The 26496-nt window shown below is 74.4% G+C and carries 21 protein-coding genes; 12 read left to right on the forward strand and 9 right to left on the reverse strand.

Annotation, left to right across the window (positions count from 1 at the left end):
• Positions 1-27: 27 nt before the first annotated feature.
• Entirely contained in the window at positions 28-1212 is a 1185-nt protein-coding gene (locus AC067J_RS04070) for a MarP family serine protease (protein ID WP_478296413.1), read from the forward strand.
• Between the two features lie 132 nt (positions 1213-1344).
• Here the strand turns inward: AC067J_RS04070 and AC067J_RS04075 are convergent, their stop codons facing one another.
• The 4 genes from AC067J_RS04075 to nhaA all read right to left on the reverse strand — a co-directional run bounded on the left by AC067J_RS04075 (position 1345) and on the right by nhaA (position 5228).
• Entirely contained in the window at positions 1345-1557 is a 213-nt protein-coding gene (locus AC067J_RS04075; protein WP_478296414.1) for a hypothetical protein, read from the reverse strand.
• A gap of 197 nt (positions 1558-1754) precedes the next feature.
• The gene (locus tag AC067J_RS04080) at positions 1755-2885 is read right to left on the reverse strand and encodes an alpha/beta fold hydrolase (RefSeq protein WP_478296415.1); all 1131 of its coding nucleotides are present in this window, start codon (positions 2883-2885) and stop codon (positions 1755-1757) included.
• A gap of 245 nt (positions 2886-3130) precedes the next feature.
• Complete coding sequence (locus tag AC067J_RS04085; RefSeq protein WP_327678500.1) at positions 3131-3607, reverse strand: phage holin family protein; 477 nt, start codon at positions 3605-3607, stop codon at positions 3131-3133.
• 193 nt (positions 3608-3800) lie between these two features.
• Positions 3801-5228 carry a Na+/H+ antiporter NhaA gene (nhaA, locus tag AC067J_RS04090; RefSeq protein WP_478296416.1) on the reverse strand — a complete coding sequence of 476 codons (1428 nt, stop codon included), beginning with the start codon at positions 5226-5228 and terminating at the stop codon, positions 3801-3803.
• A gap of 387 nt (positions 5229-5615) precedes the next feature.
• Here nhaA and AC067J_RS04095 point away from each other — a divergent pair, with 387 nt between their 5' ends.
• Positions 5616-7043: a serine hydrolase domain-containing protein gene (locus tag AC067J_RS04095; RefSeq protein ID WP_478296417.1), complete on the forward strand. Its 1428-nt coding sequence runs from the start codon at positions 5616-5618 to the stop codon at positions 7041-7043.
• Positions 7044-7225: 182 nt separating this feature from the next.
• On the opposite strand, the gene acs is transcribed toward AC067J_RS04095, so the two are convergent.
• The 3 genes from acs to AC067J_RS04110 form a co-directional block, all read right to left on the reverse strand.
• Positions 7226-9181: an acetate--CoA ligase gene (gene acs, locus AC067J_RS04100; RefSeq protein ID WP_478296418.1), complete on the reverse strand. Its 1956-nt coding sequence runs from the start codon at positions 9179-9181 to the stop codon at positions 7226-7228.
• 231 nt (positions 9182-9412) lie between these two features.
• Entirely contained in the window at positions 9413-11986 is a 2574-nt protein-coding gene (locus AC067J_RS04105; RefSeq protein WP_478296419.1) for a SulP family inorganic anion transporter, read from the reverse strand.
• Between the two features lie 532 nt (positions 11987-12518).
• The gene (locus AC067J_RS04110; RefSeq protein WP_478296420.1) at positions 12519-13508 is read right to left on the reverse strand and encodes an ATP-binding protein; all 990 of its coding nucleotides are present in this window, start codon (positions 13506-13508) and stop codon (positions 12519-12521) included.
• A 222-nt stretch (positions 13509-13730) separates the two neighbouring features.
• Here AC067J_RS04110 and AC067J_RS04115 point away from each other — a divergent pair, with 222 nt between their 5' ends.
• Positions 13731-14630 carry a Fic family protein gene (locus AC067J_RS04115; RefSeq protein WP_478296421.1) on the forward strand — a complete coding sequence of 300 codons (900 nt, stop codon included), beginning with the start codon at positions 13731-13733 and terminating at the stop codon, positions 14628-14630.
• A 432-nt stretch (positions 14631-15062) separates the two neighbouring features.
• On the opposite strand, the gene AC067J_RS04120 is transcribed toward AC067J_RS04115, so the two are convergent.
• Positions 15063-15881, reverse strand: a complete 819-nt coding sequence (locus AC067J_RS04120; RefSeq protein ID WP_478296923.1) for an HAD family hydrolase — start codon at positions 15879-15881, stop codon at positions 15063-15065.
• An 878-nt stretch (positions 15882-16759) separates the two neighbouring features.
• Here AC067J_RS04120 and ssd point away from each other — a divergent pair.
• From ssd to AC067J_RS04155, 7 genes are all read left to right on the forward strand, one after another.
• Positions 16760-17884 (forward strand): septum site-determining protein Ssd, encoded by a 1125-nt coding sequence (gene ssd / locus AC067J_RS04125; protein ID WP_478296422.1) that lies wholly within the window; start codon positions 16760-16762, stop codon positions 17882-17884.
• Positions 17885-17892: 8 nt separating this feature from the next.
• Positions 17893-19224 (forward strand): TadA family conjugal transfer-associated ATPase, encoded by a 1332-nt coding sequence (locus AC067J_RS04130; protein WP_478296924.1) that lies wholly within the window; start codon positions 17893-17895, stop codon positions 19222-19224.
• A 114-nt stretch (positions 19225-19338) separates the two neighbouring features.
• Positions 19339-20433 (forward strand): type II secretion system F family protein, encoded by a 1095-nt coding sequence (locus AC067J_RS04135; protein WP_478296925.1) that lies wholly within the window; start codon positions 19339-19341, stop codon positions 20431-20433.
• A gap of 302 nt (positions 20434-20735) precedes the next feature.
• A complete protein-coding gene (locus tag AC067J_RS04140) occupies positions 20736-21332 on the forward strand; it encodes a type II secretion system F family protein (RefSeq protein WP_478296423.1) in 597 nt (198 codons plus the stop codon).
• A 178-nt stretch (positions 21333-21510) separates the two neighbouring features.
• On the forward strand, positions 21511-21732 hold the full coding sequence (locus AC067J_RS04145) for a DUF4244 domain-containing protein (protein WP_478296926.1): 222 nt from the start codon (positions 21511-21513) through the stop codon (positions 21730-21732).
• A 52-nt stretch (positions 21733-21784) separates the two neighbouring features.
• Positions 21785-22216 carry a TadE family type IV pilus minor pilin gene (locus AC067J_RS04150; protein ID WP_478296424.1) on the forward strand — a complete coding sequence of 144 codons (432 nt, stop codon included), beginning with the start codon at positions 21785-21787 and terminating at the stop codon, positions 22214-22216.
• Positions 22204-22758, forward strand: coding sequence for an Rv3654c family TadE-like protein (locus AC067J_RS04155; protein WP_478296425.1), 555 nt, complete (start codon positions 22204-22206; stop codon positions 22756-22758). Before AC067J_RS04150 ends, AC067J_RS04155 begins: the two co-directional genes overlap by 13 nt.
• Here AC067J_RS04155 and AC067J_RS04160 read toward each other — a convergent pair.
• Positions 22753-25194: a DEAD/DEAH box helicase gene (locus tag AC067J_RS04160; protein WP_478296426.1), complete on the reverse strand. Its 2442-nt coding sequence runs from the start codon at positions 25192-25194 to the stop codon at positions 22753-22755. The two genes, AC067J_RS04155 and AC067J_RS04160, sit on opposite strands and share 6 nt — an antisense overlap.
• A gap of 222 nt (positions 25195-25416) precedes the next feature.
• Here AC067J_RS04160 and bldG point away from each other — a divergent pair, with 222 nt between their 5' ends.
• The gene (gene bldG, locus AC067J_RS04165) at positions 25417-25758 is read left to right on the forward strand and encodes an anti-sigma factor antagonist BldG (RefSeq protein WP_327678470.1); all 342 of its coding nucleotides are present in this window, start codon (positions 25417-25419) and stop codon (positions 25756-25758) included.
• Between the two features lie 164 nt (positions 25759-25922).
• The gene (locus tag AC067J_RS04170) at positions 25923-26345 is read left to right on the forward strand and encodes an ATP-binding protein (protein ID WP_478296427.1); all 423 of its coding nucleotides are present in this window, start codon (positions 25923-25925) and stop codon (positions 26343-26345) included.
• Positions 26346-26496: the final 151 nt, after the last annotated feature.

Below are 26496 nucleotides of genomic sequence, written 5' to 3' on the forward strand. Positions count from 1 at the left end.
TGCGGCCCGGCATGGGAGGGTGTCCGGGTGAACGTCCTGGATGTGCTGTTGATCGCCGCCGCCGTGGGATTCGCCGTGTCGGGCTACCGGCAGGGCTTCGTGGTCGGCGTGCTGTCGGTCCTCGGCTTCCTCGGCGGTGGCCTGATCGCGGTCCAGTTGCTGCCGCTGCTGCTCGACCACCTCAGCCCGGGGACCACCGCCTCGGTGATCGCCGTGGTGGTGGTGATCGTGCTGGCGGCGATCGGCCAGGCGGTCACCACCCACTTCGGCTGGAAGCTGCGCGGCCACATCGACCGCCGCCCGGCACGGGCGCTGGACGCGGCCGGCGGCGCCGTGGTCAACGTGATCTCGATGCTGCTGGTGGCCTGGCTGATCGGCTCGGCGCTCGCCGGGACGTCCCTGCCGACCGTCTCCAAGCAGGTCCGCACCTCGGCGATCCTGGGCGGCGTGCAGGACACCCTGCCCTCCGACGCACCCAACTGGTTCTCGGACTTCTCCAAGGTGCTCGCCCGCAACGGCTTCCCCCAGGTGTTCAACCCCTTCGAGCACGAGCCCATCACCCAGGTCGACATCCCGGACCCGGCGCTGGCCGCCAGCCCGGCGGTGGCGAAGGCGAAGCAGAGCCTGGTCAAGGTGGTCGGCACCGCCACCTCCTGCGGCAAGACGCTGGAGGGCAGCGGCTTCGTCTACGCGCCGCACCGGGTGATGACCAACGCCCACGTGGTCGGCGGCGTCGACGAGCCCACCGTGCAGATCGGCGGGGTCGGTCAGCTGTACGACGCGACGGTGGTCCGCTACGACTGGCAGCGCGACATCGCGATCCTGGACGTGCCCAAGCTCAACGCGCCGCCGCTCGGTTTCGCCGGCGAGGCGAAGACCAACGACAGCGCGATCGTGGCGGGCTTCCCCGAGAACGGCGCCTTCAACGTGCAGCCGGCGCGCATCCGCGGCCGGATCCAGGCGAACGGCCCGGACATCTACCACCGCGGCCAGGTGGTCCGGGACGTCTACTCGGTGCGCTCGCTGGTCCGCCAGGGCAACAGCGGCGGTCCGCTGCTCACGCCGGACGGCCAGGTCTTCGGGATGGTGTTCGCGAAGTCGCTGGACAGCGCCGACACCGGGTACGTGCTGACCGCCGCCGAGGTGCGGGAGGACGCCGAGAAGGGCAGTACGGCGACGGCCCGGGTGGACACCCAGGGCTGCGCCCTCTGACCGTTCGCCGGTTCCGCCGCCGGTTCCGCCGTCGGGCCGCCTCACCGGGGTGCCCCGTCGGGCCGCCCCCTGGCCCGCCCCGCCGGTTGCGCCGGGGGCGGGCTCGGTGCGGCGGCTGCCGGGCGGTGGGCCTCAGCTCTCGCGTCGCAGCCGGGCGCCCACCCAGCGGGCGCGGCGGCCGAGGATATGTGGGATGCCGAGCTGCCGCTGGACCGCGCGCTGGTGGCGGTCCACGACGTCGTAGCCCAGGTCGTCCGCCCAGTCGCGGCGGTGGGCGGCGGAGCGCTGCGGGCTGTTGTGGCGTCGGCCGCGCGGGGCGCCGTCGCGATCGGGCATCCAGGTCATACCGCAATGGATGCCCCTGGGCCGACGGGGGTAACCACGGGAGTTGTGTCGAACTTGGCCTATGCGTTTGTCATATGAGCACACTGTAAAGGGAGTTGGGGCCTCCGGTCGCGTTCGCCCGTCCGGCCCCGGAGGAACCCGGACGGACCCGGACCGGACCCGGAGGGCCCCGGACGCCGCCCCGGTACGCGGCCCGCTCAGTCCTTGTGGCGGCCGATCCAGTCCAGCAGCTCCGCGGTGAACTGCTCCGGCGACTCCTCGTGCGGGAAGTGCCCGAGCCCGGGCAGCAGCCGCCAGCGGTACGGCGCGGCCACGTACTCCCCGCCGCCCAGCGCGGTGCGGGACAGCAGCACCGGGTCCGCGCCGCCCTGCACGTGCAGCGTGGGCGCGGTGATGGGCTTCTTCATCCGCCGGGCGAACTGGATGCCGTCCGGTCGGGCCATCGACCGCAGCAGCCACCGGTACGGCTCGATCGAACAGTGCGCGGTGCTGGGGATCTGGATCGCCCGCCGGTACGCGGCCACCGTCGCCCGGTCCAGCTGGTTCCGGCCGGTCCACTCGTCCAGGTAGCGGCCGACCAGCGCCGCGTCGTCGGCGACGAGACGGCGTTCCGGTATCCACGGCCGCTGGAAGCCCAGGACGTGCTCGAACGCCGCCACCTGCCGCCGGTCCGTGAGCAGCGCCCGGCGGAGGTCGCGGGGGTGCGCCGCCGAGACCACGGTGAGGCTCTGGATCACCGACGGCCGCATCACCGCCGCCACCCAGGCGAGCGTGCCGCCGGAGGCGTGGCCGACGAGGTGGGCGCGGTTCTCGCCGAGCGAGCGGATCACACCGGTGATGTCGAGCGCGAGGTTGCCGGGGTCGTAGCCGCGCGGGGTGCGGTCGCTGCCGCCGATCCCGCGCAGGTCGAGCGCGACGGCCCGGTAGCCGGCCTCGGCGAGCGCGGTCAGCTGGTGGCGCCAGGCCCACCAGTACTCGGGCCAGCCGTGCACCAGCAGGACCAGCGGGCCCTCGCCCAGCTCGGCGATGTGGAACCGGGCGCCGTTGGCGGCGAGGTCGCGGTGGGTCCACGGACCCGCCTGCCGGATGTCCCAGTCCGCTCCGGGGGGAGCGTCGTCGGCGGCCCCGCCGGTGGTGCCCTCGGCGGTCCCGCCGTCGGTCTCGTGGTCCGTCCCGTGGTCGGTCCCGTCGGTGATCCCGTCGGCGGCCCCGCCGGTGGTGCCCTCGGCGGCGCCGAGGCTGCTGTCGTGTGCGTCGCCGCCGTCACCGGGTGTTCCGCCGGAGCGGGCGGACGGCTGCGCGGGCACGGGCTTCTGGTCGGGCGACATACCGAGAGCGTGTCACATCCCCGTGCCGGACACGTGCCCGGCACTCGCACTCGGTGCGTCAGGGAGTGCCGTGCGCACGGCGCGTACCGCCGCGCCGAACCGCCGCCACGTACCGGGCCCCGTACCGCCCGCCTGCAGGGACCTGCCGGTCGGCCCGCGTGTCCGCCGGCCTGCGCCCGCCGGTCCGCCCGTCAGCGCGTCAGCCTGTCAGACCGTCCGGCTTGTGGCGCCCGGCCGCTCCGCCCTTACGGGATGCGGCCCAGGGCCCGGTCGATCTCCTCCTTGGTGGCGGGACGCGGCCGGGCGTTCTTGAGCACGTCGGCGGTCTTCTGGGCGCCCTCGATGGTCCGGTGCGGCTTCTCGATCCGCTTGAACGACCGCAGCGCCAGCAGGCCGAGCAGGACGGCCAGCAGCAGGTACGCGCCCGCCACGATCAGGAACGACCAGCCGAGCGAGAGGCCCAGCGCGTGGATCCCGTACGCGGCGGCCGCGCTCAGCATCGGGACGGCGGCCAGTGCCACCACGCCGGCGACCGCCAGCGAGACGCCGCCGGAGACGCCGCGCTTCACGTCCGCGCGCAGTTCGGCCTTGGCGAGCGCGATCTCGTCGTGGACCAGCGCGGACAGGTCGGCGGTGGCCGCCGCGAACAGCTGCCCCACCGAACGCTCGCCCTCGTAGGGCGCCCGGCCGTTGCTGGACGGGTCTGCGGCTCCTGCGGGCATCAGCTGTTCTCCTCTTCGGCCGTGCGGCGTGTGACGCCGCCGCGCGGTGCGGCTCCCGGGCGGTTCCGGGGGACCGGGGCGGGCCCGGCGGCGTCGGTGGACTGTCGACAGTTCAGAATCATGCCCCTACCGCCCGAGCGCACACCACTCCGGGGGCCCCGCCGGAGGGACGTGTCCCGGTGGGCGGGCCGCCTCAGCGGGTCCCGTCCGGGCCGTTCTCACCGGGGTGGGTGGGCTCCGCTCCGCGGGGCGGTTCGGCCGTGCCGGCCTGCTCGGCGGCGCGGGCCCGCTCGGCCATGCGGGCCTGCCAGGCGGGGTCGTCGAGCTGGTAGACGTCGGGGATGCCGTCGCCGTCCAGGTCGCGGTCCTCCTCCTCGCACAGCTCCTGGTAGTGACGGTTGCGCAGCTTCAGCAGCACGGTGGCGATCAGTGCGCAGAGCAGCGAGCCCACCAGGACGGCCGCCTTGGCCCGGTCGGCGAGCGCCGGGTCGTCGGGGAAGGCCAGTTCGCTGATCAGCAGCGAGACGGTGAAGCCGATGCCGGCCAGGACCGACACGGCGAACATGTCGGCCCACCTGAGCTGTGGGTTCAGCTCGGCGCGGGTGAAGCGCGCGGCCAGCCAGGTGCCGCCGAAGACGCCCACGGTCTTGCCGACCAGCAGGCCGAGGATGATGCCGAGCGGAGTGGCCTGGGTGAACACCTCGCCGAGCGCGGGCCCGGTGATCGTCACCCCGGCGGCGAACAGGGCGAAGACCGGCACGGCCAGCCCGGCCGAGACCGGGCGGACCAGGTGCTCGATGTGCTCGCCGGGGGACTGCTTCTCGTCGCCCTCCCGGTGGCAGCGGAGGATCAGGCCCATCGCGACGCCCGCCACCGTGGCGTGCACGCCGCTCTCGTGCATCAGCGCCCAGATCAGGAAGGCCAGCGGGACGAAGAGGTACCAGCCGTGCACCCCGCGCCGGTGCAGGTACCAGAACAGCACCAGACCGGCGAAGGAGAGCCCGAGCGCCCAGAACTTGATGCCGGAGCTGTAGAAGATCGCGATGATCAGGATGGCGATCAGGTCGTCCACGACGGCCAGGGTGAGCAGGAAGGCGCGAAGTGCGGACGGCAGGTGGCTGCCGACGACGGCCAGCACCCCGAGCGCGAAGGCGATGTCGGTGGCGGTCGGGATCGCCCAGCCGCCCGGGTGGCCGCCGGCGCCCGCGTTGGCGAGGGCGAAGAGGACGGCCGGTACCGCGACACCGCAGACCGCGGCCACCACCGGCAGCAGCGCGGCGCTCGGGTTCCGCAGCTCGCCCGCGACGAGCTCGCGCTTGAGTTCGATGCCGGCCACGAAGAAGAAGATCGCCAGCAGGCCGTCCTTGGCCCAGGCGTCCAGCGTGAGGTCCAGGTGGAGCGGGCCGGAGGGGCCGACGGTGTAGTCGAGGACGCTCTCGTAGGCGTGCGGCCAGACGTTGGCCCAGATCAGCGCGATCATCGCGGCGATCAGCAGCAGGATGCCGCCGACCGTCTCGGTGCGCAGGGCGTCGGTGACGTACGTGCGCTCGGGGAGGGACAGCCTGCCGAGGAGCTGGCGGCGTCGGGTCGTCGGCTCTTGGACGGGCGGCTGGCTGGCCACGAGGGACCTCCTGGGGCGGCGAGAACGGTGTCCGGATGCACCTGTGGTGCAGTGCCGACCAGACTTCCCGGCGCGCCCTGTGACGCGTGAATCTTGATGCGTCGTTGACATTCTAGCGGGAACGGAAAGGCGACATCCGGATTGTCATACTTCAGGACCTAAGCCTCGGCGGCCTGTTCTGCACCCGTCCGAACTGCGCAGCGACACCCGAACGGAGTCCGCGGCATGCAGACGGGTGAACGGCTCCCTATCGTCGACCGCAGGCGCCGGCCCGGTTCCGTCCGACCGGTGCCCTTCCTTGTCCCCAGCCCTTTCCGGAGGCACCGGCATGCCCAGACCGCCCCTGTTACGAGCCTCGTCGCAGCCCTTCCCCCGGAGCACCCGGTCATGAACGGTGCGCTCCACCGCCTGACCGGCGGCCTGTCCGACCCCCTGTCCGGCCCGCTCTCCGGCCCCCTCTCCGAACACCGACCCAGTGACCGCCCGGGTGACCGCTCCGGCGACCGATCCGACCGGGGATCCGGGCGTGGCTCCGGTTTCGGTTCCGGTGCCGACACCGAGCCCGGCTCGGACCTCGACCGTCTGCTCCGCCCGCTCTTCCGGGCCGCCGCGCCGGGCGGCGCCGCCGTCGTGGTGATCCGCGGCGACGAGCGGACGGTCGCCTGCCGCGGGCACGCGTCCCGTTCCGCCGAACGACCGGTCCGCGCCGACACCCGCTTCGAACTCGGATCCGTCACCAAGACCTTCACCGGGTTGCTGCTGGCCGAGATGGTGGCCCGCGGCGAGGTCGGCTACGACGACCCGATCGACCGCTACCTGCCCGCCGACGCGGCTCCCGGGTACCCGCACGAGCATCCGATCACCCTGCTCCACCTGGCCACCCACACCTCCGGGCTGCCCAGGCTGCCGGACGGGCTGCTCCCGGCGCTGGCCCCGCGCTGGTTCACCCGCCCGTACGCCACCTTCGGCCCGGCCCACCTGCTCCGGGCGCTGCCCCGGACGGCGGTCCGCGGGACCCCGGGCGCGCAGGTGCGGTACTCCAACCTCGGGTGCGGCCTGCTCGGCCTACTGCTGGCCAACGCGGCCGGCCAGCGTTACGACGACCTGCTCGCCGCCAGGGTCTGCGGGCCGCTCGGACTGGTGGACACCTCCTGCGGCCCCGGCCGTGACGAGGACGCCGGGTACCGGCGCGGTCGGCGCGTCCCGTCCTTCCGGCTGCCCGCCCTGCCGGGTGCGGCCGCGCTCCGTTCCACGGCGGACGACATGCTCCGCTATCTGCAGGCGCACCTGGCGCTGGACGCCGTCCCGCTCCCCGAGCGGGCCGACGCGGCGGTGCTGCGGACGGCACTGGGCGAGGTCCGGCAGCCGCGCACCGGCGGTCGGCGCGGTGGCGCCCGGATCTGTCTGGGCTGGAACCACCGTGCGCTCCGGCCGAACCCGGGCGCGGCGGACCTGATGGGCCTGATGGACCCGGTGGACGCGGCGCACCCGTCGGAGCCGTCGGACCGGTCGGACCCGGTGGACCGGGCCGGCCTGGCGGGACTGGTGGGCCTGATGGGTCGGGCGGGCCGGGGGGACCCGCTGGATCCGGCGGGCTCGGAGGGTCCGCCGGCCCCGGACGACGGCGCGGAGACCGATGAGATGGTCTACCACGCGGGCGTCACCCGGAGGTTCACCGCCTTCGTCGGGTTCAGCCCGCGTGCCCAGGTCGGGCTCGCGGTGATGGCCGGCGCGCTGCCGCTGCGCAGCCGCGGTCTGGTCCAGGGCGCGTACGACACCCTGCGCACCCTGGTCGCCGAGCGCCGGGGCGGCTGACCGACCCTGCCGGTCCGCTCCCGGTCTGGTTCCGGCCCGGTTCCGGCCCGGAAGGCGGCATGCGGCCGGGCCCTTCCGGTCCGCCGTCCACCTCGCCGACGGCGGTGCCCCCGGGCGGTCGTCACCGCCCGGGGGCACCGTGTGCTCCGGAGTCCTCCGGCGTTCTCCGCCGTCCGGGTCGGTCAGCCCTCGCTGCCCGCCGGGGGGAGCTGGGCCTGGATCAGGTTCATCACCGTGGAGTCGGCCAGCGTGGTGGTGTCGCCGATCTCGCGGCCCTCGGCGATGTCACGCAGCAGACGCCGCATGATCTTGCCGGAGCGGGTCTTCGGCAGCTCGCCTACCACCTTGATCTGCTTCGGCTTGGCGATCGGGCCGAGGGTCCGGCCGACGTGCGCCCGCAGCTCCTCGACCAGCTCGGGGCTGTCGGTGGCGTTGCCGCGGAGGATGACGAAGGCGACGATCGCCTGGCCGGTGGTGGCGTCGGTGGCGCCGACCACGGCGGACTCGGCCACGGACGGGTGGCCGACCAGGGCCGACTCGACCTCGGTGGTCGAGATGTTGTGGCCGGAGACCAGCATGACGTCGTCGACCCGGCCGAGCAGCCAGATGTCGCCGTCCTCGTCCTTCTTGGCCCCGTCGCCGGCGAAGTAACGGCCCTCGAAGCGCGACCAGTAGGTGTCGATGTAGCGCTGGTCGTCACCCCAGATGGTGCGCAGCATGGACGGCCACGGCTCGGTGAGCACCAGGTAGCCGCCGGAGCCGTTCGGGACCTCGCGGGCCTCGTCGTCGACCACGGTGGCCGCGATGCCCGGGAGCGCGCGCTGGGCCGAGCCCGGCTTGGTCTCGGTGACGCCCGGCAGCGGGCTGATCATCATCGCCCCGGTCTCGGTCTGCCACCAGGTGTCCACGATCGGGGCCTTGCCGGCGCCGATGTGCTCGCGGTACCAGATCCACGCCTCGGGGTTGATCGGCTCGCCGACGCTGCCCAGGATCCGCAGCGAGGAGAGGTCGAACTTCGCGGGGATGTCGTCGCCCCACTTCATGAAGGTGCGGATCGCGGTGGGCGCGGTGTAGAGGATCGTCACGCCGTACTTCTGGACGATCTCCCAGAACCGGCCCTGGTGCGGGGTGTCCGGGGTGCCCTCGTAGATGACCTGGGTGGCGCCGTTGGAGAGCGGGCCGTAGACGATGTACGAGTGCCCGGTGACCCAGCCGATGTCGGCGGTGCACCAGTAGACGTCGGACTCCGGCTTGAGGTCGAAGACGGCGTGGTGGGTGTAGCTGGCCTGGGTGAGGTAGCCGCCCGAGGTGTGCAGGATGCCCTTGGGCTTACCGGTGGTGCCCGAGGTGTAGAGGATGAAGAGCGGGTGCTCGGCGTCGTGCGCCTCGGGGGTGTGCTCGGTGGACTGGCGCTCGGTGAGCTCGTGCCACCAGACGTCGCGGCCCTCGGTCCAGGAGACGTCCTGGCCGGTGCGGCGGACCACCAGGACGTGCTCGACGCCGTCGACCTTGGTCAGCGCCTCGTCGATGGCCGGCTTGAGCGCGGACGGCTTGCCCCGCCGGTAGCCGCCGTCGGCGGTGATGACCAGCTTGGCCTGGGCGTCCTGGATGCGGGAGGCCACGGCGTCGGCGGAGAAGCCGCCGAAGACCACCGAGTGGGTGGCGCCGATCCGGGCACAGGCGAGGATCGCGACGACCGCCTCGGCGATCATCGGCAGGTAGACCGCGACCCGGTCGCCCTTGCGGACCCCGAGCTCCAGCAGCGCGTTGGCGGCCTGCGAGACCTCGTCCTTGAGCTGGGCGTAGGTGATGGAGCGGCCGTCGCCGGGCTCGCCCTCGAAGTGGATGGCGACGCGGTCGCCGTTGCCCGCCTCGACGTGGCGGTCGACGCAGTTGTAGGCCACGTTGAGCTTGCCGTCGGCGAACCACTTGGCGAACGGCGGGTTGGACCAGTCGAGCGTCTCGGTGGGCTCGACGGCCCAGGTGAGGCGGCGGGCCTGCTCGGCCCAGAAGCCGAGGCGGTCCTCGGAGGCCTGAGCGTACGCGGCCGCGGTGACGTTGGCGGCGGCGGCGAGCTCTGCCGGCGGGGCGAAGCGCCGCTCCTCCTTGAGCAGGTTGGCCAGGCTCTCGTTGCTCAACGCGCACTCCTCATCGAGTCATGATCGGGGGCAATCCCGTGCGTGGGGATTGTCCCGTGTGTCCCAGCGCACAGCTCACCAGGCGAAGAGGTCAGTTGACAAGAGGCTCCGGGTAATTGGTGTAGACCTTTGACCGGGCGTCGAACGGTCGCCCGAGGCCGGGGCGCCTAGGGCGGTGCGGCGGAGGTGGGTCCGCGTCCCGGCCCGCCTGGCAGGACGCGGACCCGGCTCTCAGGCGGCCAGGCCCGGACCACCCCCGGTCCTGACCGCGTCGGCGGGGTCCGTACCGGGGGCTGGGACCTGTTCGAATTCATTCACTCGTTCGGGCGTGTCGCGGCCGGCCGCCGAAGTGGACGCGGCGGGTGCGGCGGCCGCAGTGACAGCGGCGGCGTCCGGGCCCGTGCTGCCCGGGGTGCCCGGGGTGTCCCCGGTGCCCGTGGTGGTGTCCGGGTTCGGAGTGGCAGTGGTGGCAGCGGTGGCGGCGATGGCTGTGGGGACGGCGGCGACGGAGTCCCCGACCGGTGTGCCCAGCGCCTCGACCGGGCTGAACCGGCCGCTCCCGCGGTCGAGCACGTAGGCCTGGGCGGTGGCGAAGTCGAAGTACATCCCGACCAGCCTCAGCGTGCCGTCGGCCACCCGCCGCTCCACGGAGGGGTTGGCCATCAGCTGGTCCAGCTGCTGGACCACGTTGGTGATGCAGAGCTGCTCTACCAGGTCGACCACCGGCCGGGCGGTGAACTCGGCCGGGGCCCGGCGCAGCCGGTCCAGGGAGCCGCGGCCGTTTCGCAGCCACCGGGCCAGCGGGGTCGGCGGGCCGGGCTGTTCGTGCAGTCCGTCCAGCAGTGCCTTCATCGCCCCGCAGCCCGAGTGCCCGCAGACCGTGATCGAGCGCACCTCCAGGACCTCGACGGCGTACTGCACCGCCGCCGCCACCGAGTCGTCGGCCGCGCCCGGTTCGAACGGCGCCGGTACCAGGTTGCCGACGTTGCGGACGGTGAAGAGGTCGCCCGGACCGCTGTTGGTGATCATGCTGGTGACCATCCGCGAGTCCGCGCAGGTCAGGAAGAGCTGGGACGGCGTCTGTCCCTCGCGCGCGAGCCTGGCCAGTTCGGGCCGGATCAGCGGGGCGGTGTGCAACTGGAACACCCGGACCCCGTCCAGCAGCCGGCCGTGCGGGTCCTCCTGCTGTTCGACGCAGTGGTGGCCGACCCAGGGCGTCCAGGCGCGGCAGCGGTGCGGGCCGGGGGAGCTGCCGGTGCGGACCGTACCGTCGGGATCGAGGACCTCGTCGTCCTGGCGGCGCGTCATCATCGAGACCCGGCCGCCGGTGGCCTGGTGCCCGGTGCGCCAGCTGTGCAGGGTCTCGTACGCGGCATGGTCGAGGAAGGACCCGTCGTGGACGACCGTGACGTCGGCGCCGGCCGGGATGCCGGCGAGCGCCCGGCTGAGCCGGGGGACGGCGGTGAAGGTGAGCGGGCCGTGCGTCTCCACGGTGAACGAGCCGGTGGGGCCGGTCAGGACGTCCACGTGGGCACGGGTCAGCCGGTACAGCGCGAGCACGACCGCCGTCGCGGCGCCCAGCGCCACGCCCGGCAGGACGCCGAAGAGCACCACGCCCGCCACGGTGGTGAGGTAGACCGGGAACTCGCGGTGCCGGTGGACCTTGCGGATGTGCGCGAAGCTCACCATCTGCAGGCCGACGACCAGCACCAGCGCGGCGAGCGCGGAGAGCGGGATCCGGCGCAGTCCGCCGGTGAGGGCCAGCGCCGCCGCCAGCACCCAGACGCCGTGCAGCACCGAGGACCAGCGACTCCGGGCCCCGGCGCGGACGTTGGCCGTGCTGCGTACCGCGCCGCCGGCGATCGGCAGCCCGCCGACCAGGCCGCTGATCATGTTGGCGAGGCCCTGTCCGCGCAGTTCGCGGTCGAGGTCCCCGGTGCGGTGGGACATCCGGTCGATGGCGACGGCGGAGAGCAGCGACTCGACGCTCGCCACGGCCGTGACGGTCAGCACGGCGGCGAGCACGGCGGCGGGCGACCCGTGCGGCAGGTCGGGGACGAGGTCGTGCGCCTGCCAGGCGGGCAGCTCGACCCGCGCGAGCCGGAGGTCCAGCACGACGGAGAGCGTGGTGGCGGCGGCGACGGCGGCCAGCGGCCCGGGCACCTTGGCGAGCCGGGCCCCGAACTCCCCGGTCCGGCCGGGGATCCGGTTCAGCCGGGGCCAGCCGAGCAGGACGGCCGCGGTGACGGTGCCGACGGCCAGGGCGGAGGGGTGCGGAACGGCCAACTGGCCCGGCAGGGCGAGCAGGTTGGCCACCGCCGAGCTCTGCGGGGATCCGCCGAGGACGACGTGCAGCTGCGCGATGGCGATGGTGAGGCCGACGCCGGCCAGCATGCCGTGCACGATGGCGGGCGAGACGGCGAGCGCGGTGCGGGCCACCCGCCTTACGCCGAGCAGGAGTTGGAGCAGGCCGGCGGCGAGGGTGATGGCGCAGGTGGCCTGCCAGCCGTACTGGGAGATCAGTCCGGCGGTGATCACGGTCAGCGCGGCGGAGGGGCCGCTGACCTGGAGCGGGGTGCCGCCGAACAGGCCGACCACGATGCCGCCCACGGCAGCCGCGGCGAGGCCGGAGGTGAGCGGGGCGCCGGTGGCCAGGGCGATGCCGAGCGAGAAGGGCACGGCGATCAGGAAGACCACCAGGGAGGCGGAGAGGTCCGGTGCCCAGGACACGCGCGGCCGTCTGCCCGGCGGGGCGTGGTCGGTGGTGTCGGAGGCGATGGGTGCGCTGGAGATGTCGAGGGTCATATGTCTTCCCGTCTTTTCCGGGGGAACGAACGCAGTCAGGTCCGGGGGTGCGGTGAGCCGGTGATGGGCTCGGCGGGTCGGATCGGCTGTCGTGGGTCGCGACGGCGTGGCGGGATGGCGTGGTCGCGGCGGGGAGTGCGGGTGTCACCGGCCGGACCGTGGACCATCAGGGGTCTCGACGGCTGCTCGTCGAGGGCGATGGGAGGAGCCACGCCTCGGAGAGGGCCGTCGGGACGGGAGTGAATATCAAGACTCGGTAAACCGAGGGTAATGGGATCTTTGCACAGCGTCATCTCGGGCGATAGGCAGTAACCGTCTGATTCACCCCATTGGGTGGTGGTCGAACGGACGGGAATCTGCTGGTGGGCGGCTCGCGGCGGCGCCGGAGGCCTCTGGCGCCGCCGCCGGGGGCGGGCCGGTGCGGGGTGGGTGCGGGGTGCGGGCCGGGCCGGAACGCCGAACGGGCCGCGGCCTCCCCGGGGTGGGGAGGCCGCGGCCCGTCCGTGGTGCCGGCGGCGGTGCCGCCCGCCCGTCAGGCGGGTGCGCCGGCGGCGGCGGGTTCGTCGCCTAGCACGAAGCCGTCGTCCACCTGGGTGGCGAGGTCGATGCCGACCTTGGCGTTGGCCCAGCTCTCGGCGTTGCGGAGGTGGAAGTGGACGGCCTGCTCGGTGTAGCGGCGGGCGTCCCGCCGGTCGTACGCGGCGTCCGCCTCCGCGCGCAGCTCGTCCAGTACGGCGCGGTTGGCCGGCTCCAGGGCGCGCAGCCGAGGCTCCGCGCCCTGCTCCAGTCGGCGCACCCAGTCGGACTGCCCGAAGGTGGTCAGCAGGTCGTCGCCGACCTCGCGCCGGAGGAACGCCAGGTCGTCCGGTCCCTGCACCTTGTTGCCCACCACCCGCAGCCGCACGCCGAAGTCGCGCGCGTAGTCGCGGTACTGGCGGTAGACCGAGACGCCCTTGCGGGTCGGCTCGGCGACCAGGAAGGTCAGGTCGAAGCGGGTGAACAGCCCGGAGGCGAAGGAGTCGGAGCCGGCGGTCATGTCGGTGACGACGTACTCGTCCCGGCCGTCGACCAGGTGGTTGAGCAGCAGCTCGACCGCGCCGACCTTGGAGTGGTAGCAGGCCACGCCGAGGTCCTCCTCGGTGAACGCCCCGGTCGCCAGCAGCCGCACCGAGCCCTCGTCGAGTGCGATCGGACGGGCGCAGGCCGCGTACACCGGGTTCTCCTCGACGATCCGGAGCAGGCGCGAGCCGCGTCCGGGCGGAGTGGTCTTGATCATCTCCTCGGCGGACCGGATCAGCGGGTTCGAGCCGCGCAGGTACTCCTTGATCTCGGGCAGGCGGTCCCCGAGCGAGGGCAGTTCGGCGGCCTGGGCGTCCGTCAGGCCGAGTGCGGGGCCGAGGTGCTGGTTGATGTCGGCGTCGACGGCGATGACCGGGCGGCCTTCGGCGGCCAGGTGGCGGATGAACAGTGCGGACAGCGTGGTCTTGCCGCTGCCGCCCTTGCCGACGAAGGCGATCTTCATCTGGGACTCCGGCTCTCGCTCGCTCTGGGCCCGCCGCGGTCGCACGTCCGCTCCGCGGCCGGGGTCGACGATCTCCAGAAGTGGAAATCGTTATCGCTTCCGATAGCGGTCATGCTATCCGGGGTTTCGGGCGGTTCGCCGGAGGGAAGTGAGGATTGCCTCTAACGGGTGATGCGAGGTTGCCGTTCCGGGAGTGGCACCCCGTTCATTACCCTCGGGTAGGTGAGCACTGGAACAGATCCCCTCGCCCCGCTGGCCCAGCTCCCCGGGGTGCCCGACGCGGTGGCCGAGGTCCGCAAGGCCGTCGACCGCCTCTACGGCCACCGGGTGATGCGCCGCCGCGCGGCCGAGGTCACCTCCGAGTCCGCCCTGCGCGGCGCCCGGGCCTCCGCCGCGCTGGCCGGGGCGGACTGGCCGCTGGAGGAGGTCCGGCGCCGCAGCGACTTCAGCGCCGACCCCGAGGCCCGTGCGGTCGGCGCCGCGCTGCGGATCTCGGCCGAGGCCGGCCAGCTGCTGAGCGTCTGGCGGCACTCGCCGCTCCAGGTGCTGGCCCGGTTGCACCTGCTCGCGGTGGGCGACTCCGACGCCCCCGCGGGGCGGCCGCGCCAGGCGGGAGAGGGCGTCGACGACCCGTTCCCGCTGGAGCTCGCGCCGGTGGAGGGGGTCGACGCCCCGGTGCCGGACGCGGCGGACGGTCCGGCGCCCGTGCTGCCCCCGGCGCCGGGCCCGGAGGAGGTCGCCGCCCGGCTCGACCAGCTCTCCCGGCTGCTGGTGGCCCGCGCGGAGGGGCAGGGCGTGGGTACGCCCGCCCTGGTGGTCGCCTCGGTGGTGCACGGGGAACTGCTGGCGCTGCGGCCGTTCGGCTCCCACAACGGCCTGATCGCCCGCGCCGCGCAGCGGATCGTGCTGATCGCGGAGGGGCTCGACCCGAAGTCGATCTGCCCGGCCGAGGTCGGCCTGGTGGAGCTGGGGACGGACGCCTACCGGCGGGCCCTGGCGGGCTACCTGGCGGGGACGCCGGAGGGGCTGGCGGCCTGGATCGGCCACTGCGGGCGGGCCCTGCGGCTCGGGGTGCGGGAGTCCACGGCGGTCTGCGAGGCGATGCAGCGCGGCATGGTCTGACCGGTGCCGGGGGTCGCGGTCCGCCGGAGGCCGCGGCCGTCGGCGGCGGGCCCGAATGCAGCGGGCTCGGGCGCGGCGGGCCCGGACAGCGAGATGCGGCGGCACCTGATCCTGCCGGGTGCCGCCGCTGGCACAGATGCCGGGTGACCATGCATGCACCGGAAGTGCCCATCAGACGGGGATCCTGCCCGTTCGTCTGGTGCGGCGGCCCGACAGCGGGTCGGCTGCATGTGGGTGCTCGGTTATCTGTACACGCGGTCCGTGGGGCCTTAACTGCGTTGTCGGTTTGACCTCTTCGGTCCTGACCGGGTCTCGCGGGCCGTGCTTCATTTGTATCGCGTTTCGGGCGAAAGGGGAACCCGAAACGAGAAGTCTTCGGCTTTTGTCCGGATCGCCCTTGTATGACGGGCCTGTCCGGGTTCCCCGCCGGGGTCAGGCCGCCGGGCGCCGCCGCCTGGCCACGTACCAGATCACCCCGGCCGTGAGCACCGCCGCGCCGACCGCCACCGCCGTCAGCACCGATCCGCTCGGGGCCGAGAACTCCGGGAGCCGCCGCCGGAGTTCCACCGGCCGGTCGAAGACCAGGACCGGCCACTCGCGGGCGACCGCCTCCTTGCGCAGCGCGCGGTCCGGGTTGACCGCCGACGGGTGGCCGACCGCCTCCAGCAGCGGCAGGTCGGTGGACGAGTCGCTGTAGGCGTAGCACTCGGCGAGGTCGTAACCCTCGCGCTCGGCCAACTCCCGGATGGCGGCGGCCTTGTTCTCGGCGTAGGCGTAGTACTCGATCTCGCCCGTGTAGCAGCCGTCCTCGATCTTCAGCCGGGTCGCGATCACGTGGTCGGCGCCGAGCAGCGCGCCGATCGGCTCGACCACCTCGGAACCGGAGCTGCTGACGATGACGACGTCGCGGCCGGCCGCGTGGTGCTGCTCGATGAGCGAGGCGGCCTCGTCGTAGATGATCGGGTCGATCAGGTTGTGCAGGGTCTCGGCGACGATCTCGCGGACCTGCTGCACGTTCCAGCCCCGGGTGAGCGCGGAGAGGTACTCGCGCATCTTCTCCATCTGGTCGTGGTCCGCGCCGCCCACCAGGAAGACGAACTGGGCGTACGCACTTCGCAGGACGGCCCGACGGTTGATCAGGCCACCCTGGTAGAACGGACGGCTGAACGCGAGGGCGCTCGACTTGGCGATGATCGTCTTGTCGAGGTCGAAGAAGGCGGCGGTCCGCGGGCCCGCCTGGCGCGGCCGCACGGCCGGGGAGCCGGTGGCCGGAGTGCCGCTCCCGGGTTCGGCCGGTGCGCCGGTCAGGGGCGTCCCGGCGGCCCCGGCCGTCCCGGCGGCCCCGGCCGTCCCGGCGGGCCCGGCCGCCCCGGCGCCTCCGGGGGCTTCGGCGGATCCGGCGGTGGAGTCCGGGGACTCGTCGGCGTACTCGTCGGCGTTCTCGGTGGTGTCCACGGGAACCGAGGATAGAGGGCACCGCAAAACCGCCCGCCATTCGGCGTACTCGTGGGCGTGCGGGTTTGTGTTTCTGGCCGCTCGGGTACACCATGGAAGTCACGGATCGTTCGCGACCGTGCTAACCCGGTCCGGCTCCTCCCCCCCGAGTCGGGCCGTGGATAGACGACCCCCGCTCTCCCCCCCGGCGGGGGTCGTCGCACGTCCGGGGCCATTTTCAGGGCCTGAGCGGCTTCTGCCCGGGGAATCGGCCGATGGGCCCGACGGGCGTCTACAGGGGGTGTCGACGATGAGGCTCTCCGACCGTTTTGGTCACTCTCCGTAGATCATTGATCATGGCTGCTCCTGGTCCCCCGAACTCGGGGAATGGTCGGCCGAAGCCGCTCCCGGAGCGGGTGCTTCCCCTTGGCGCGGCCTATGCCGGTTCTTCTCGGGGAGGCCGTTTCGTCAATTCTTTGCTCAATAGCCCCCCGTCCGGGTGAACGTTTTCATCCACAGCCCCCGAGTTGTCCACAGGGAATCGGAAGCCGGCAGACGGAATCCGGATCACCGCCCACCGTGATGGTCGGCAGCGGTCACCGGGTCCGAGCTGCGGGCCCGCGGCCGGCTGCCGCACCGACCGGACGCGTGCCGGGCCGCCCTGCGCGGCCCGGCACCTCACAGGGGAGCCGCCCATGTCGAAGCCCACCACCGACCGCGCCACCGCCGGGGGCCCGGAGCCCGCCCGACCCCTCGTACTCACCGGGGACGACGGCCTGGCCGAACACCTGCTGCGGATCTGCGCGGCGGCCGGCACCGAGCCGCGGCTGATCCGGGGAGCGCCGCCGCCGCGCGAGCTCTGGGAGGGATCGTCGCTGGTCCTGGTCGGCGACGACCGGGCCGGGCAGTGCGCCGGACTGCCCCGCCGGGCCGGGGTGCTGTTGCTGGGGCTGGACCTCGACGACCCGGGCGTCTGGGTCAGAGCCGTCCAACTCGGTGCCGAGCACGTGCTGTTCCTGCCCGACGCGGAGGCCTGGCTGCTCGACCGGATCGCCGACGCCGTGGAGGGCGTCGCCACGCCGGCGCTCACCGTCGCGGTGCTCGGCGGCAGGGGCGGCGCGGGTGCCTCCACCCTGGCGTGCGCGCTCGCCGTGACCGCCGCGCGGCGCGGGCGGCGGACCGTCCTCGTCGACGGCGACCCCCTGGGCGGCGGACTCGACCTCCTGCTCGGCGGTGAGACGGCCGCGGGCCTGAGGTGGCCCGACCTGGCCGGCTCCCGGGGCCGGGTGAGCGGCGCCGAGCTGGCCCGGGCGCTGCCCGTGCTCAAGCGGCTCACCGCGCTGTCCTGCCTCTCCTGGGACCGGGGCGACACGCTGGCCGTGCCGCCCGAGGCCATGCGCAGCGTGCTGGCCGCCGCGCGCCGCCGCGGCGGCCTGGTGGTGGTCGACGTGCCCCGGAGGCTCGACCCGGCGGCCGGGCAGGCGCTGGAGCAGTCCGACACGGCCCTGCTGGTGGTGCCTGCCGAGCTGCGCGCGGTGGCGGCCGCCGACCGGGTGGCCGCGTCCGCCAGGATGCGGATCGAGGACGTGCGCGCCGTGGTGCGGCCCCTGGGGCCCTTCGGGCTCCCGGCCCGGAAGATCGCGCAGGGGCTGCGCCTGCAGCTCGCCGGGGTGCTGGAGCCTGAGCCGGGCCTGGCCGCCGACGTCGAGCAGGGAGTGCCGCCCGGCATCCGCGAGAACGGCCCGCTCGCGCGCTTCTGCGAGACCTTCCTGGACGAGGTGCTGCCGCCGGTCCAGGCGGTTGGGGGAGGTGTGTACTGATGGTCCGTCTGCGGAGGACGAGCGGTACGGGTGCCGCCGGCCGGGGCGCCGGCGCGCACGAACAGCGGCCGCTCCGGAGCGTGCCCACCGCCGGGAGGGTTCCGGTCGTCGGCCCGCCTCCCGAGCTGAATCCGTACGGTCGGACGGCCCGGGAGGAGCGGACGGCGGCGCTGGTCGACGCCGTCCGGCTGCGGCTGGCCGAGTCCGGGGCCGCGCCGACGGCCGGCTCCGTCGCGACCGCGCTGCGCGCCGCCCGGCCGCCGCTCGGCGGTGACGACGTCCTCGACACCGTGCGCTCGCTCTGCGCCGAACTGGTGGGTGCGGGCCCGCTGGACCGGTTGCTGGCGGCGCCCGACGTCACGGACGTCCTGGTCAACGGCCCGGACGAGGTCTGGGTCGACCGCGGTGGCGGCCTCCGCCGGGCCACCGGCGTCCGCTTCGCCGACGCCGAGGCGGTGCGGCGGCTGGCCCACCGCCTTGCCACGGCGGCCGGGCGGCGGCTCGACGACGCACGACCGTGGGTGGACGCCCGGCTGCCGGACGGCACCAGGCTGCACGCGGTGCTGCCGCCGATCGCGGCCGGCTGCACGCACATCTCGCTGCGGGTCTGCCGCGCCCGGCCGTTCACCCTGGACGAGTTGGTGGCCGGCGGGGCGGTCCCTCCGCGCGGCGCGGAGCTGCTGGCCGGCATCCTGCGGGCCCGGCTCTCGCTGCTGGTAAGCGGCGGAACGGGCACGGGGAAGACCACACTGCTGGCGGCACTGCTCGGCCTGGTCGGTCCGGAGGAGCGGATCGTCATCGCCGAGGACTCCGCCGAGCTGCGACCGGACCATCCGCACGTGGTCCGGCTGCAGAGCCGCCCTCCCAATCAGGAGGGGCTGGGCGAGCTGACGCTGCGGGACCTGGTCCGCCAGGCGCTGCGGATGAGACCCGACCGGCTGGTGGTCGGAGAGGTGCGCGGGGCCGAGGTGTCGGATCTCCTGGCCGCGCTGAACACCGGCCACGAAGGCGGCTCCGGGACTGTCCACGCCAACACCGCGGCGGATGTGCCGGTCCGGCTGGAGGCGCTCGGCTCGCTGGCCGGGCTGGATCGGGCGGCCCTGCACAGCCAACTCCGGGCCGCCTTGGACGTGGTGGTGCACCTCGTGCGGGATCCGGCCACCGGCAGGCGACGGGTCGCCGAGGTCCACACCCTGGCCGGAGACCGCCACGGACTGGCCGTCACCACCCCGGCGGTGACATTCACGGCGGACGGCGGCACGGTACCGGGCGTCGGCTGGGAGCGGCTCGCCCGGCTGCTCGCCGGTCGAGGGGTGCGGCTCGCGGACGGCCCACCGTGACGGCGACCTCGGCGGAGGCGGCGTTCCTCCTGCTGCTGTGCGGATGCGTGGCGGGCGCGCTGCTGATGCTCGGGCCCTGGAACGGGAGAGATCGAGGAGAGGCTGGTGACGGACATGACGGTTGACCGGATCGAACTCTGTTGGGCGGCGGCTCTCTGCGGAGCGGCGACGGCCGGATGGTGCGGCCTGCAGCGGCAGTTCGCGGGTGTCCGGCGGACCAGGGGGCTGCTCGGCGGCGGGATCGGAGGGATCAGCGGGATCGGCGAGGCTGGTGGGCCCGACGGCGGGGGACGGGGCCGGCGTTCCTGGCCGCGGGCGGCGGCGCTGGTCGGTGGCCGGGCGGGCGCGTCCTGGCGGTACGCCCGCGGAGCGCCCGAACTCCTCATCCTGCCCGGCGGGTTGGCGGCAGGATGGGTGACGGTCTCGCCCGTCCCCGTGCTGGCCGCCGTACTGGCCGCCCTACCGGTGCGGCGCTGGCGACTGCGGCGTGCTGCGGCTGCCGAGGCCCGGCTCCGGGCTGCCGCAGTGGTGGAGCTCTGCGCCGGGCTGGCGGGCGAGTTGCGCAGCGGGGCGACCCCCGAGCAGGCCCTGCACCTGGTGGCCACGCGGATCGCCGCCGACCGCGCGGAGCTGAGTCGGATCGGTGAGGAGCCGGTCGCCCGGCTCGCGGCAGGTCGGTACGGCGCGGACGTGCCCGCCGCGTTCCGGCTGCTCGCCGAACTGCCGGGTGGTCGTGGGGCGGCCGCGATCGCCGCCTGCTGGCGGGTCGCCTCCGACGGCGGGACCGGGCTGGCGGCCGGGCTGGACGGGGTGGCCGAGGCGCTGCGCGTCGAACGCTCGCTGGCCGAGGAGATCGCCGCCGAACTCGCGGCGCCGCGCGCCACGATCGCGGTGCTGGCCGGGCTGCCACTGGCCGGGCTGCTGCTCGGCGCGGCGATCGGTGCCCGACCGTTGGACGTGTTGCTCCACACACCCGCCGGGTTGGCCTGCCTGGTCGCGGGGGCGGTCCTGGAAGGGCTCGGACTGGTCTGGACGTCGCGCATCGTCCGATCGGCGTCCGAGGGGGCCCTGGAGGCCCCTCCGGACGGTGGGCCGCCCGCCGAGGGCCGCCCGGAGGCCGACGACGGGTGGACGTGTGGGATCGCCCGTACCCGGGCGCGGGAGGGGCGGCCGGGCGGGTCGTTCCGGCGGGAGGTGACGCCGGCGTGACACGGATGGTGGATCTGGCTGCCGGCGTGGGCCCTGCGGTCGCGGTCGGCGTGCTGCTCCAGGGCGACCGGCGCGCCCGACGGGCGGAGCGGCGGCGGTTGGCGGCTTGGGCGAGGTCGACAGGCCCTCCGGCTTGGCGGCCGGGGTGCTCGGGGGGTCAGGCGGGCCGGCGGGCCGTTTCGGGCAGGTGGCGGTCGGCTGGGAGGTGTGCGGGGGCAGCGCGACCGGGCCGAGGGTGGCCGGGTGGTTGGGCAGGGCCGACCGCGGAGGGCTCCGCCCGGGCGGAGCGGGTGCGGCGGGTGGTGGCGGCGGCCTCCGCCGGGATCGGCGCAGCCGTGTTCCTCGGCGGCGGTGTGGGCCTGGTGGCCGGCGGGCTGCTGACGGCCGGGTTGTGCCGGTGGCTGCCACGGGCCCGGTCCCCGGCGGAGCGGCGTGCCATGTCGGACGGGCGGCGGCTGGTCCGGCAGCTACCGCTGACCGCCGAACTGTTGGCGGCCTGCCTGGGATCGGCGGCCTCGCCGGCGGAGGCCGTCGCGGCGGTCGGCCGGAGCGTGGGTGCCCCGATGGGGCCGCGACTGACGGCGACGGCGGCCGAGCTCGCGCTCGGCACGCCCCCGGAGCACTGCTGGAACCGGCTGGGGGAGGAGCACCCGGCGCTGGCGCCGCTGGCCCGCTGCCTGGTTCGGACGAGCCTCAGCGGGGCCCCCGTGGCGGGGGCGCTCACCGGGCTGGCGGAGGGCCGCCGGGCGGAGGCCGTACGGGCGGCGCACGCCCGGGTGCGCAGGGCCGGCGTGCTCGCCACGGCACCGCTCGGGCTCTGCTTCCTCCCGGCCTTCGTCCTGCTCGGCGTGGTCCCGGTGGTGGTCGGCCTCACCGCTCGCTTCGCCCAGGTCATGTGAATCAGTGTCAGGCCGCTTCGGTCGGGTCAGCCCGACCGAGTGGTGCCGGCTGGGGTGGCGCAGCGGTCCTGGCCGCTGCCGGCGCTTCCGGCCGGATCCGTACCGAGATCGATTCAAGGGGAGAACCATGGATGCAGTGATCAAGTCCGCAGTCGTCGCCGGGGGTTCGTCCAGGCGGATGCCGCAGGTGTACCGGCGCCGGGGCCGCTGGGTGGTCGGCCGGATCCGGCGGGCCGTCCGGGCGAGGGCCGGCTCGGATGCCGGGATGACCACGGCGGAGTACGCGGTCGGCACGCTCGGAGCGTGCGCGCTGGCCGCCGGGCTCTACAAGGTGGTGACCAGTCCGGCGGTCTTGGGTGCGCTGACCGACGTCCTGGACCGGGCGCTCCATGCGACCTGACGGGCAGCCCTCAGGGCGGCGGGCCGGTCCCTTCCGGGGCGGTTCCTTCCGGGTGGGCCCCTTCCAGGGCGGGTGGGGTCCCATCCGGGGCGGGCGGTGCCGACGGCAGGGCGACGGCGGCTTCGTCACCGCCGAAACCGCCGTCGCGTTGCCGGCCCTGGTGGTGCTGGCCGCGATGCTGGTCTGGGCCGTACTCGCGGCAGCCGCGCAGCTCCGCTGTGTGGATGCGGCGCGGGCGGGAGCCAGGGCGGCAGCGCGCGGGGAGGCGGATGCCGCCGGGATCGCCAGGGCGGCCGCTCCGCCCGGGGCGGAGGTCCGGGTCGAGCTGATGCCGGACACCGTGCGGGTCGCCGTGGACGCGCCGTCCACGGCGCCGGGCAGGCTCGCGAGCGTGCTTTCGGTGCGGCTGGGCGCGGCGGCCGTGGCGGCGCGGGAGGACACCCTGCGGGGCGGGGAGGGAGGTGCCGGCCCGTGGCCCGGCTGACGGGTGCGGCAGTGGCGGGTGCGGTGGCGGTGCGCCGTGCGGCGCGGCTCCGGTCCGGTCGGGCGGAGGCGAGCGGTGGTGGGCCCGATGCCGGGTCCGGGACGGTCTGGCTGCTGGTGTGCGTGCTGCTGGGCTGTGCGGCGTTCACCGTCGTGCTGTCGCTCGGCGCGGTGGTCGGTGCGAGGCACCGGGCGGAGTCCGCCGCGGACCTGTCGGCGCTCGCGGCGGCCGACGGGCTGCTGCTGGACGCGGACGGCGGCTGTGGTCGGGCCGGTGCCGTGGCGGCCGCGCAGTCGGCCACCGTGGTCTCCTGCGCGGTGGACCGGGAGGCGGACGCCGTCGAGGTGGTGGCGGAGGTTCCGGTCACCGGGTTGCCGCTCCGTCTGCCGGTCGGTCCGGCGAGAGCCCGGGCGAGGGCCGGCCCGGTCCGGGCGGCGGTCGCTCCGACGGACGAGGACGCGCGTGCCGCGGTCGGCGAGTCCGTCACCCCGGCGCCCGACCCGGCCGTCCGAGGCACCCGGGCCGGAGGGACGGGCTCATGAAGCCCCGGTCGCCCCGGCCTCTCCGGGTGCCGTCGCAGGCCCGTCCGCCGGCTCGTCCGCCGGCTCGTCGGTCTCCTCGGCCGCCTCTCCGGTTGCCTCCCCGGCGCCCGACCCGGCCGCCGCTGTCGGCGCGCCCGCGAGCAGCACGTCCAGCAGCCGGATGGCGGCGGCCTTGTCCAGCGGGTCGTTCCCGTTGCCGCACTTGGGTGACTGCACGCAGGAGGGGCAGCCGCGCTCGCACTCGCAGGCCGCGACCGCCTCCCGGGTGGCCGTCAGCCACTGGAGGGCCCGTTGGAAGCCCCGTTCGGCGAAGCCGGCCCCGCCGGGGTGGCCGTCGTAGACGAACACGGTGGGCAGGCCGGTGTCGGGGTGGAGCGGCACCGAGACGCCACCGATGTCCCAGCGGTCGCAGGTGGCGAAGAGCGGGAGCAGGCCGATCGAGGCGTGCTCGGCGGCGTGGGCGGCGCCGGGCAGCTGGTCGAGCGGGATGTCCGCGTCGAGGAGCTGGTCCTCGGTCACGGACCACCAGACCGCCCGGGTGCGCAGGGTGCGGGGCGGCAGGTCGAGTTTGCTCTCGCCCATGATCTCCCCGGTGGAGATCCGCTTGCGGAGGTAGCCGACCACCTGGTTGACCACCTCGACCGAACCGAAGCAGAGCCGGCCCTCGCCCCAGTCGACGGTGGTGTCGGTCGAGAGCACCGAGATGGAGGTGATGTCGCGCGCCGCGGTCGTGTAGGGCGGGTCGGCGGGCTCCACCAGGGCGACCGAGCTGTCGAGGTCGAACTCGCGGACGAGGTAGCTGCGGCCCCGGTGGAGGTGGACGGCCCCGGTGTGGACGGTGGTGTGGGCGGCGGAGGCGTCCACGGTGCCGAGCAGCCGCCCGGTCGGGGCCTCGACGATCTGCACCGGGCTGCCCCCGTTGCCGCGCAGGTCGACGGCGTCGGCGGCCCGTTCGCGGCGGGTCCAGTACCAGGAGTCGCCGCGCCGGCGGAGCAGCCCGCGCTGTTCCAGTATCGGCAGCAGCGGTCCGGCGGAGGCGCCGAACAGCTCCAGGTCCGTGTCGGTGAGCGGGAGCTCGGCGGCGGCCGCGCACAGGTGCGGAGCGAGGACGTGCGGGTTGTCCGGGTCCAGCACGGTCGCCTCGACCGGGGTGGCGAACAGTGCCTCCGGGTGGTGCACCAGGTAGGTGTCCAGCGGGTCGTCCCGGGCGATCAGGACGGCGAGGGCGCCCTGGGCCTCGCGTCCGGCCCGGCCGGCCTGCTGCCAGAGCGAGGCCCGGGTGCCGGGGTAGCCGGCCATCAGCACGGCGTCCAGGCCGGAGATGTCGACACCGAGTTCCAGGGCGGAGGTGGACGCGAGACCGAGCAGCCGGCCCGAGTGCAGGTCGCGTTCGAGGGCGCGGCGCTCGTCGGCGAGGTAGCCGCCGCGGTAGGCGGCGACGCGGTCGGCGAGCGGGCGGCCGAGCTGGTCCTGGGTCTGCAGCGCGACCAGTTCGGCGGCGCGGCGGGAGCGGACGAAGACGACGGTGCGGGTCTCCCGTTCGACCAGGTCGGTCAGGAGGTGGGCGGCCTCGGCGGTGGCGGTCCGGCGGACCGGTGCGCCGTGCTCGCCGACGTTCTCGGTCAGCGGGGGCTCCCAGAGCCCGAAGACCATCGGTCCGCGCGGGGAGGCGTCCTCGGTGACCGCCTCGGCGGGCAGGCCGGTGAGCCGCCGCGCGGTGACGGCCGGGTCGGCGGTGGTGGCGGACGCGAGCAGGAAGGTGGGTGTGGAGCCGTACCGGGCGCAGATCCGGCGCAGCCGTCGCAGGACCTGGGCGACGTGCGAGCCGAACACGCCCCGGTAGCTGTGGCACTCGTCGATCACGACGTAGCGGAGGGTCTTGAGGAAGGAGGACCAGCGGGCGTGGGCGGGGAGGATGCCGCGGTGCAGCATGTCCGGGTTGGTGAGTACGTACGAGGCGTACTGGCGGACCCACTCGCGTTCCTCGGGCGGGGTGTCGCCGTCGTAGAGGGCGGCCCGGACCCGGGGCGGTGCGAGCTCCGCGGCCCGCCGGCGCTGGTCGGCGGCGAGCGCCTTGGTGGGGGCGAGGTAGAGCGCGGTGGCGCCACGCCCGTTGCGGGCTTCGGTTCCGTCCAGCAGATCGGAGAGCACCGGGGCCAGGTAGCCGAGGGACTTGCCCGAGGCGGTGCCTGTGGCGATCACCACAGTATGGCCGGATTTGGCCAGATTCATCGCTTCCGCCTGATGGGCCCACGGGCGCTCCACGCCCAGGGACCGGGCGGACGCGACGATCTCGGGCCGGATCCAGTCGGGCCACGGTGAATAGCGGGCGGCCCGGGCGGGAAGGTGCTCCGTATGGGTGAGCCGGTCCGACCGCCCGCGGGTGGTGGACAGGGTCGTGAGCAGTGCCTCGGGCAGGCTGTGACGCGGCGGCATGAGGACCCAGTGTGTCACCGGAGTGACGCAGAATCGTCCCAAGCCATCGTGCGGGCATGGTCACAGGTGGTTGAATGTGGCCGTGACGGCCGTACGGCCGGGGGTCGCAGCGCTGAGGCTTGCCATGCATTCGCCGGGCGTGCCCGGGGCTTGTGACCATGCGGTGGCGGCCGTCCGGCCGAGGATCGCAATGACGTAGCAAGGCAAGGTGCTGGAGGTTCCGTGGACCTGTCCCTGTCGACCCGTACAGTCGGCGATCGCACGGTCGTCGAGGTTGGCGGCGAGATCGATGTGTACACCGCCCCGAAGCTGCGCGAGCAGCTGGTCGAGCTCGTCAACGACGGCAGCTACCACCTCGTCGTCGACATGGAGGGCGTGGACTTCCTGGACTCCACCGGCCTCGGCGTGCTGGTGGGCGGTTTGAAGCGGGTGCGCGCTCACGAGGGTTCCCTGCGGCTGGTCTGCAACCAGGAGCGCATCCTCAAGATCTTCCGGATCACCGGCCTGACGAAGGTCTTCCCGATCCACAACTCGGTGGACGACGCGGTCAACGCGACCGACTGACCCGGCCGGGTCGGCCCTCCGTGGCCGCCCCGCCCGATCCTTACGCGTCCGGGAGCCGGGGCCCTGATTCCGGCCCCGGCCCGTCCGGCCGTCCCGGGGCCGGCCTAGGCCGGCCCGCAGGGGCCGTATGCCCGGCCCCGGTCGGAGCACCCCGAGGGGGAGAGATGGCAACCGTCGAACTTCGATTCAGTGCGCTTCCCGAGCACGTGCGTACGGCCCGGCTGGTCGCCGCGGCAGTCGCCAGACGAGCCGGGGTCGACGAGTCGGTGCTCGACGAGGTGCGGCTCGCCGTCGGTGAGGCGTGCTCCCGCGCGGTCGGCCTGCACCAGCGCGGTGGCATCACCGGCGCCGTGCGGGTCGCGCTCATCGACCAGGAGAAGCGTTTCCTCATCGAGGTCGAGGACGAGGCCGGCCTTGACACCGTTCCCACCTCCGCCGGTGCGGCGGAAGGCGCCGATCCGGACGAGGACACCCTCGGTCTCGCGGTCCTCACCGGCCTGGTCGAGGACCTGGAGGTCACCAGCGGTACCGGTGGCGGCCTGATCCGGATGAGCTGGCCGGTCTCGGTCGACGCGCTCGCGGTCTGATCCAGGCGGGCTGATCCGCGGTCCCGTCCGGCAGATCGGTCCCGGCGGATCCCGCGGCTCCGGCCACCCCGGCAGACGGACCCCGATCGCCGGACCCCGATCGCGGATCGCCGGTCATCGGGCACCGAACTTCGGACGTCGGACGCCTGCC

This window comes from Kitasatospora sp. NPDC042419 (assembly GCF_056437345.1).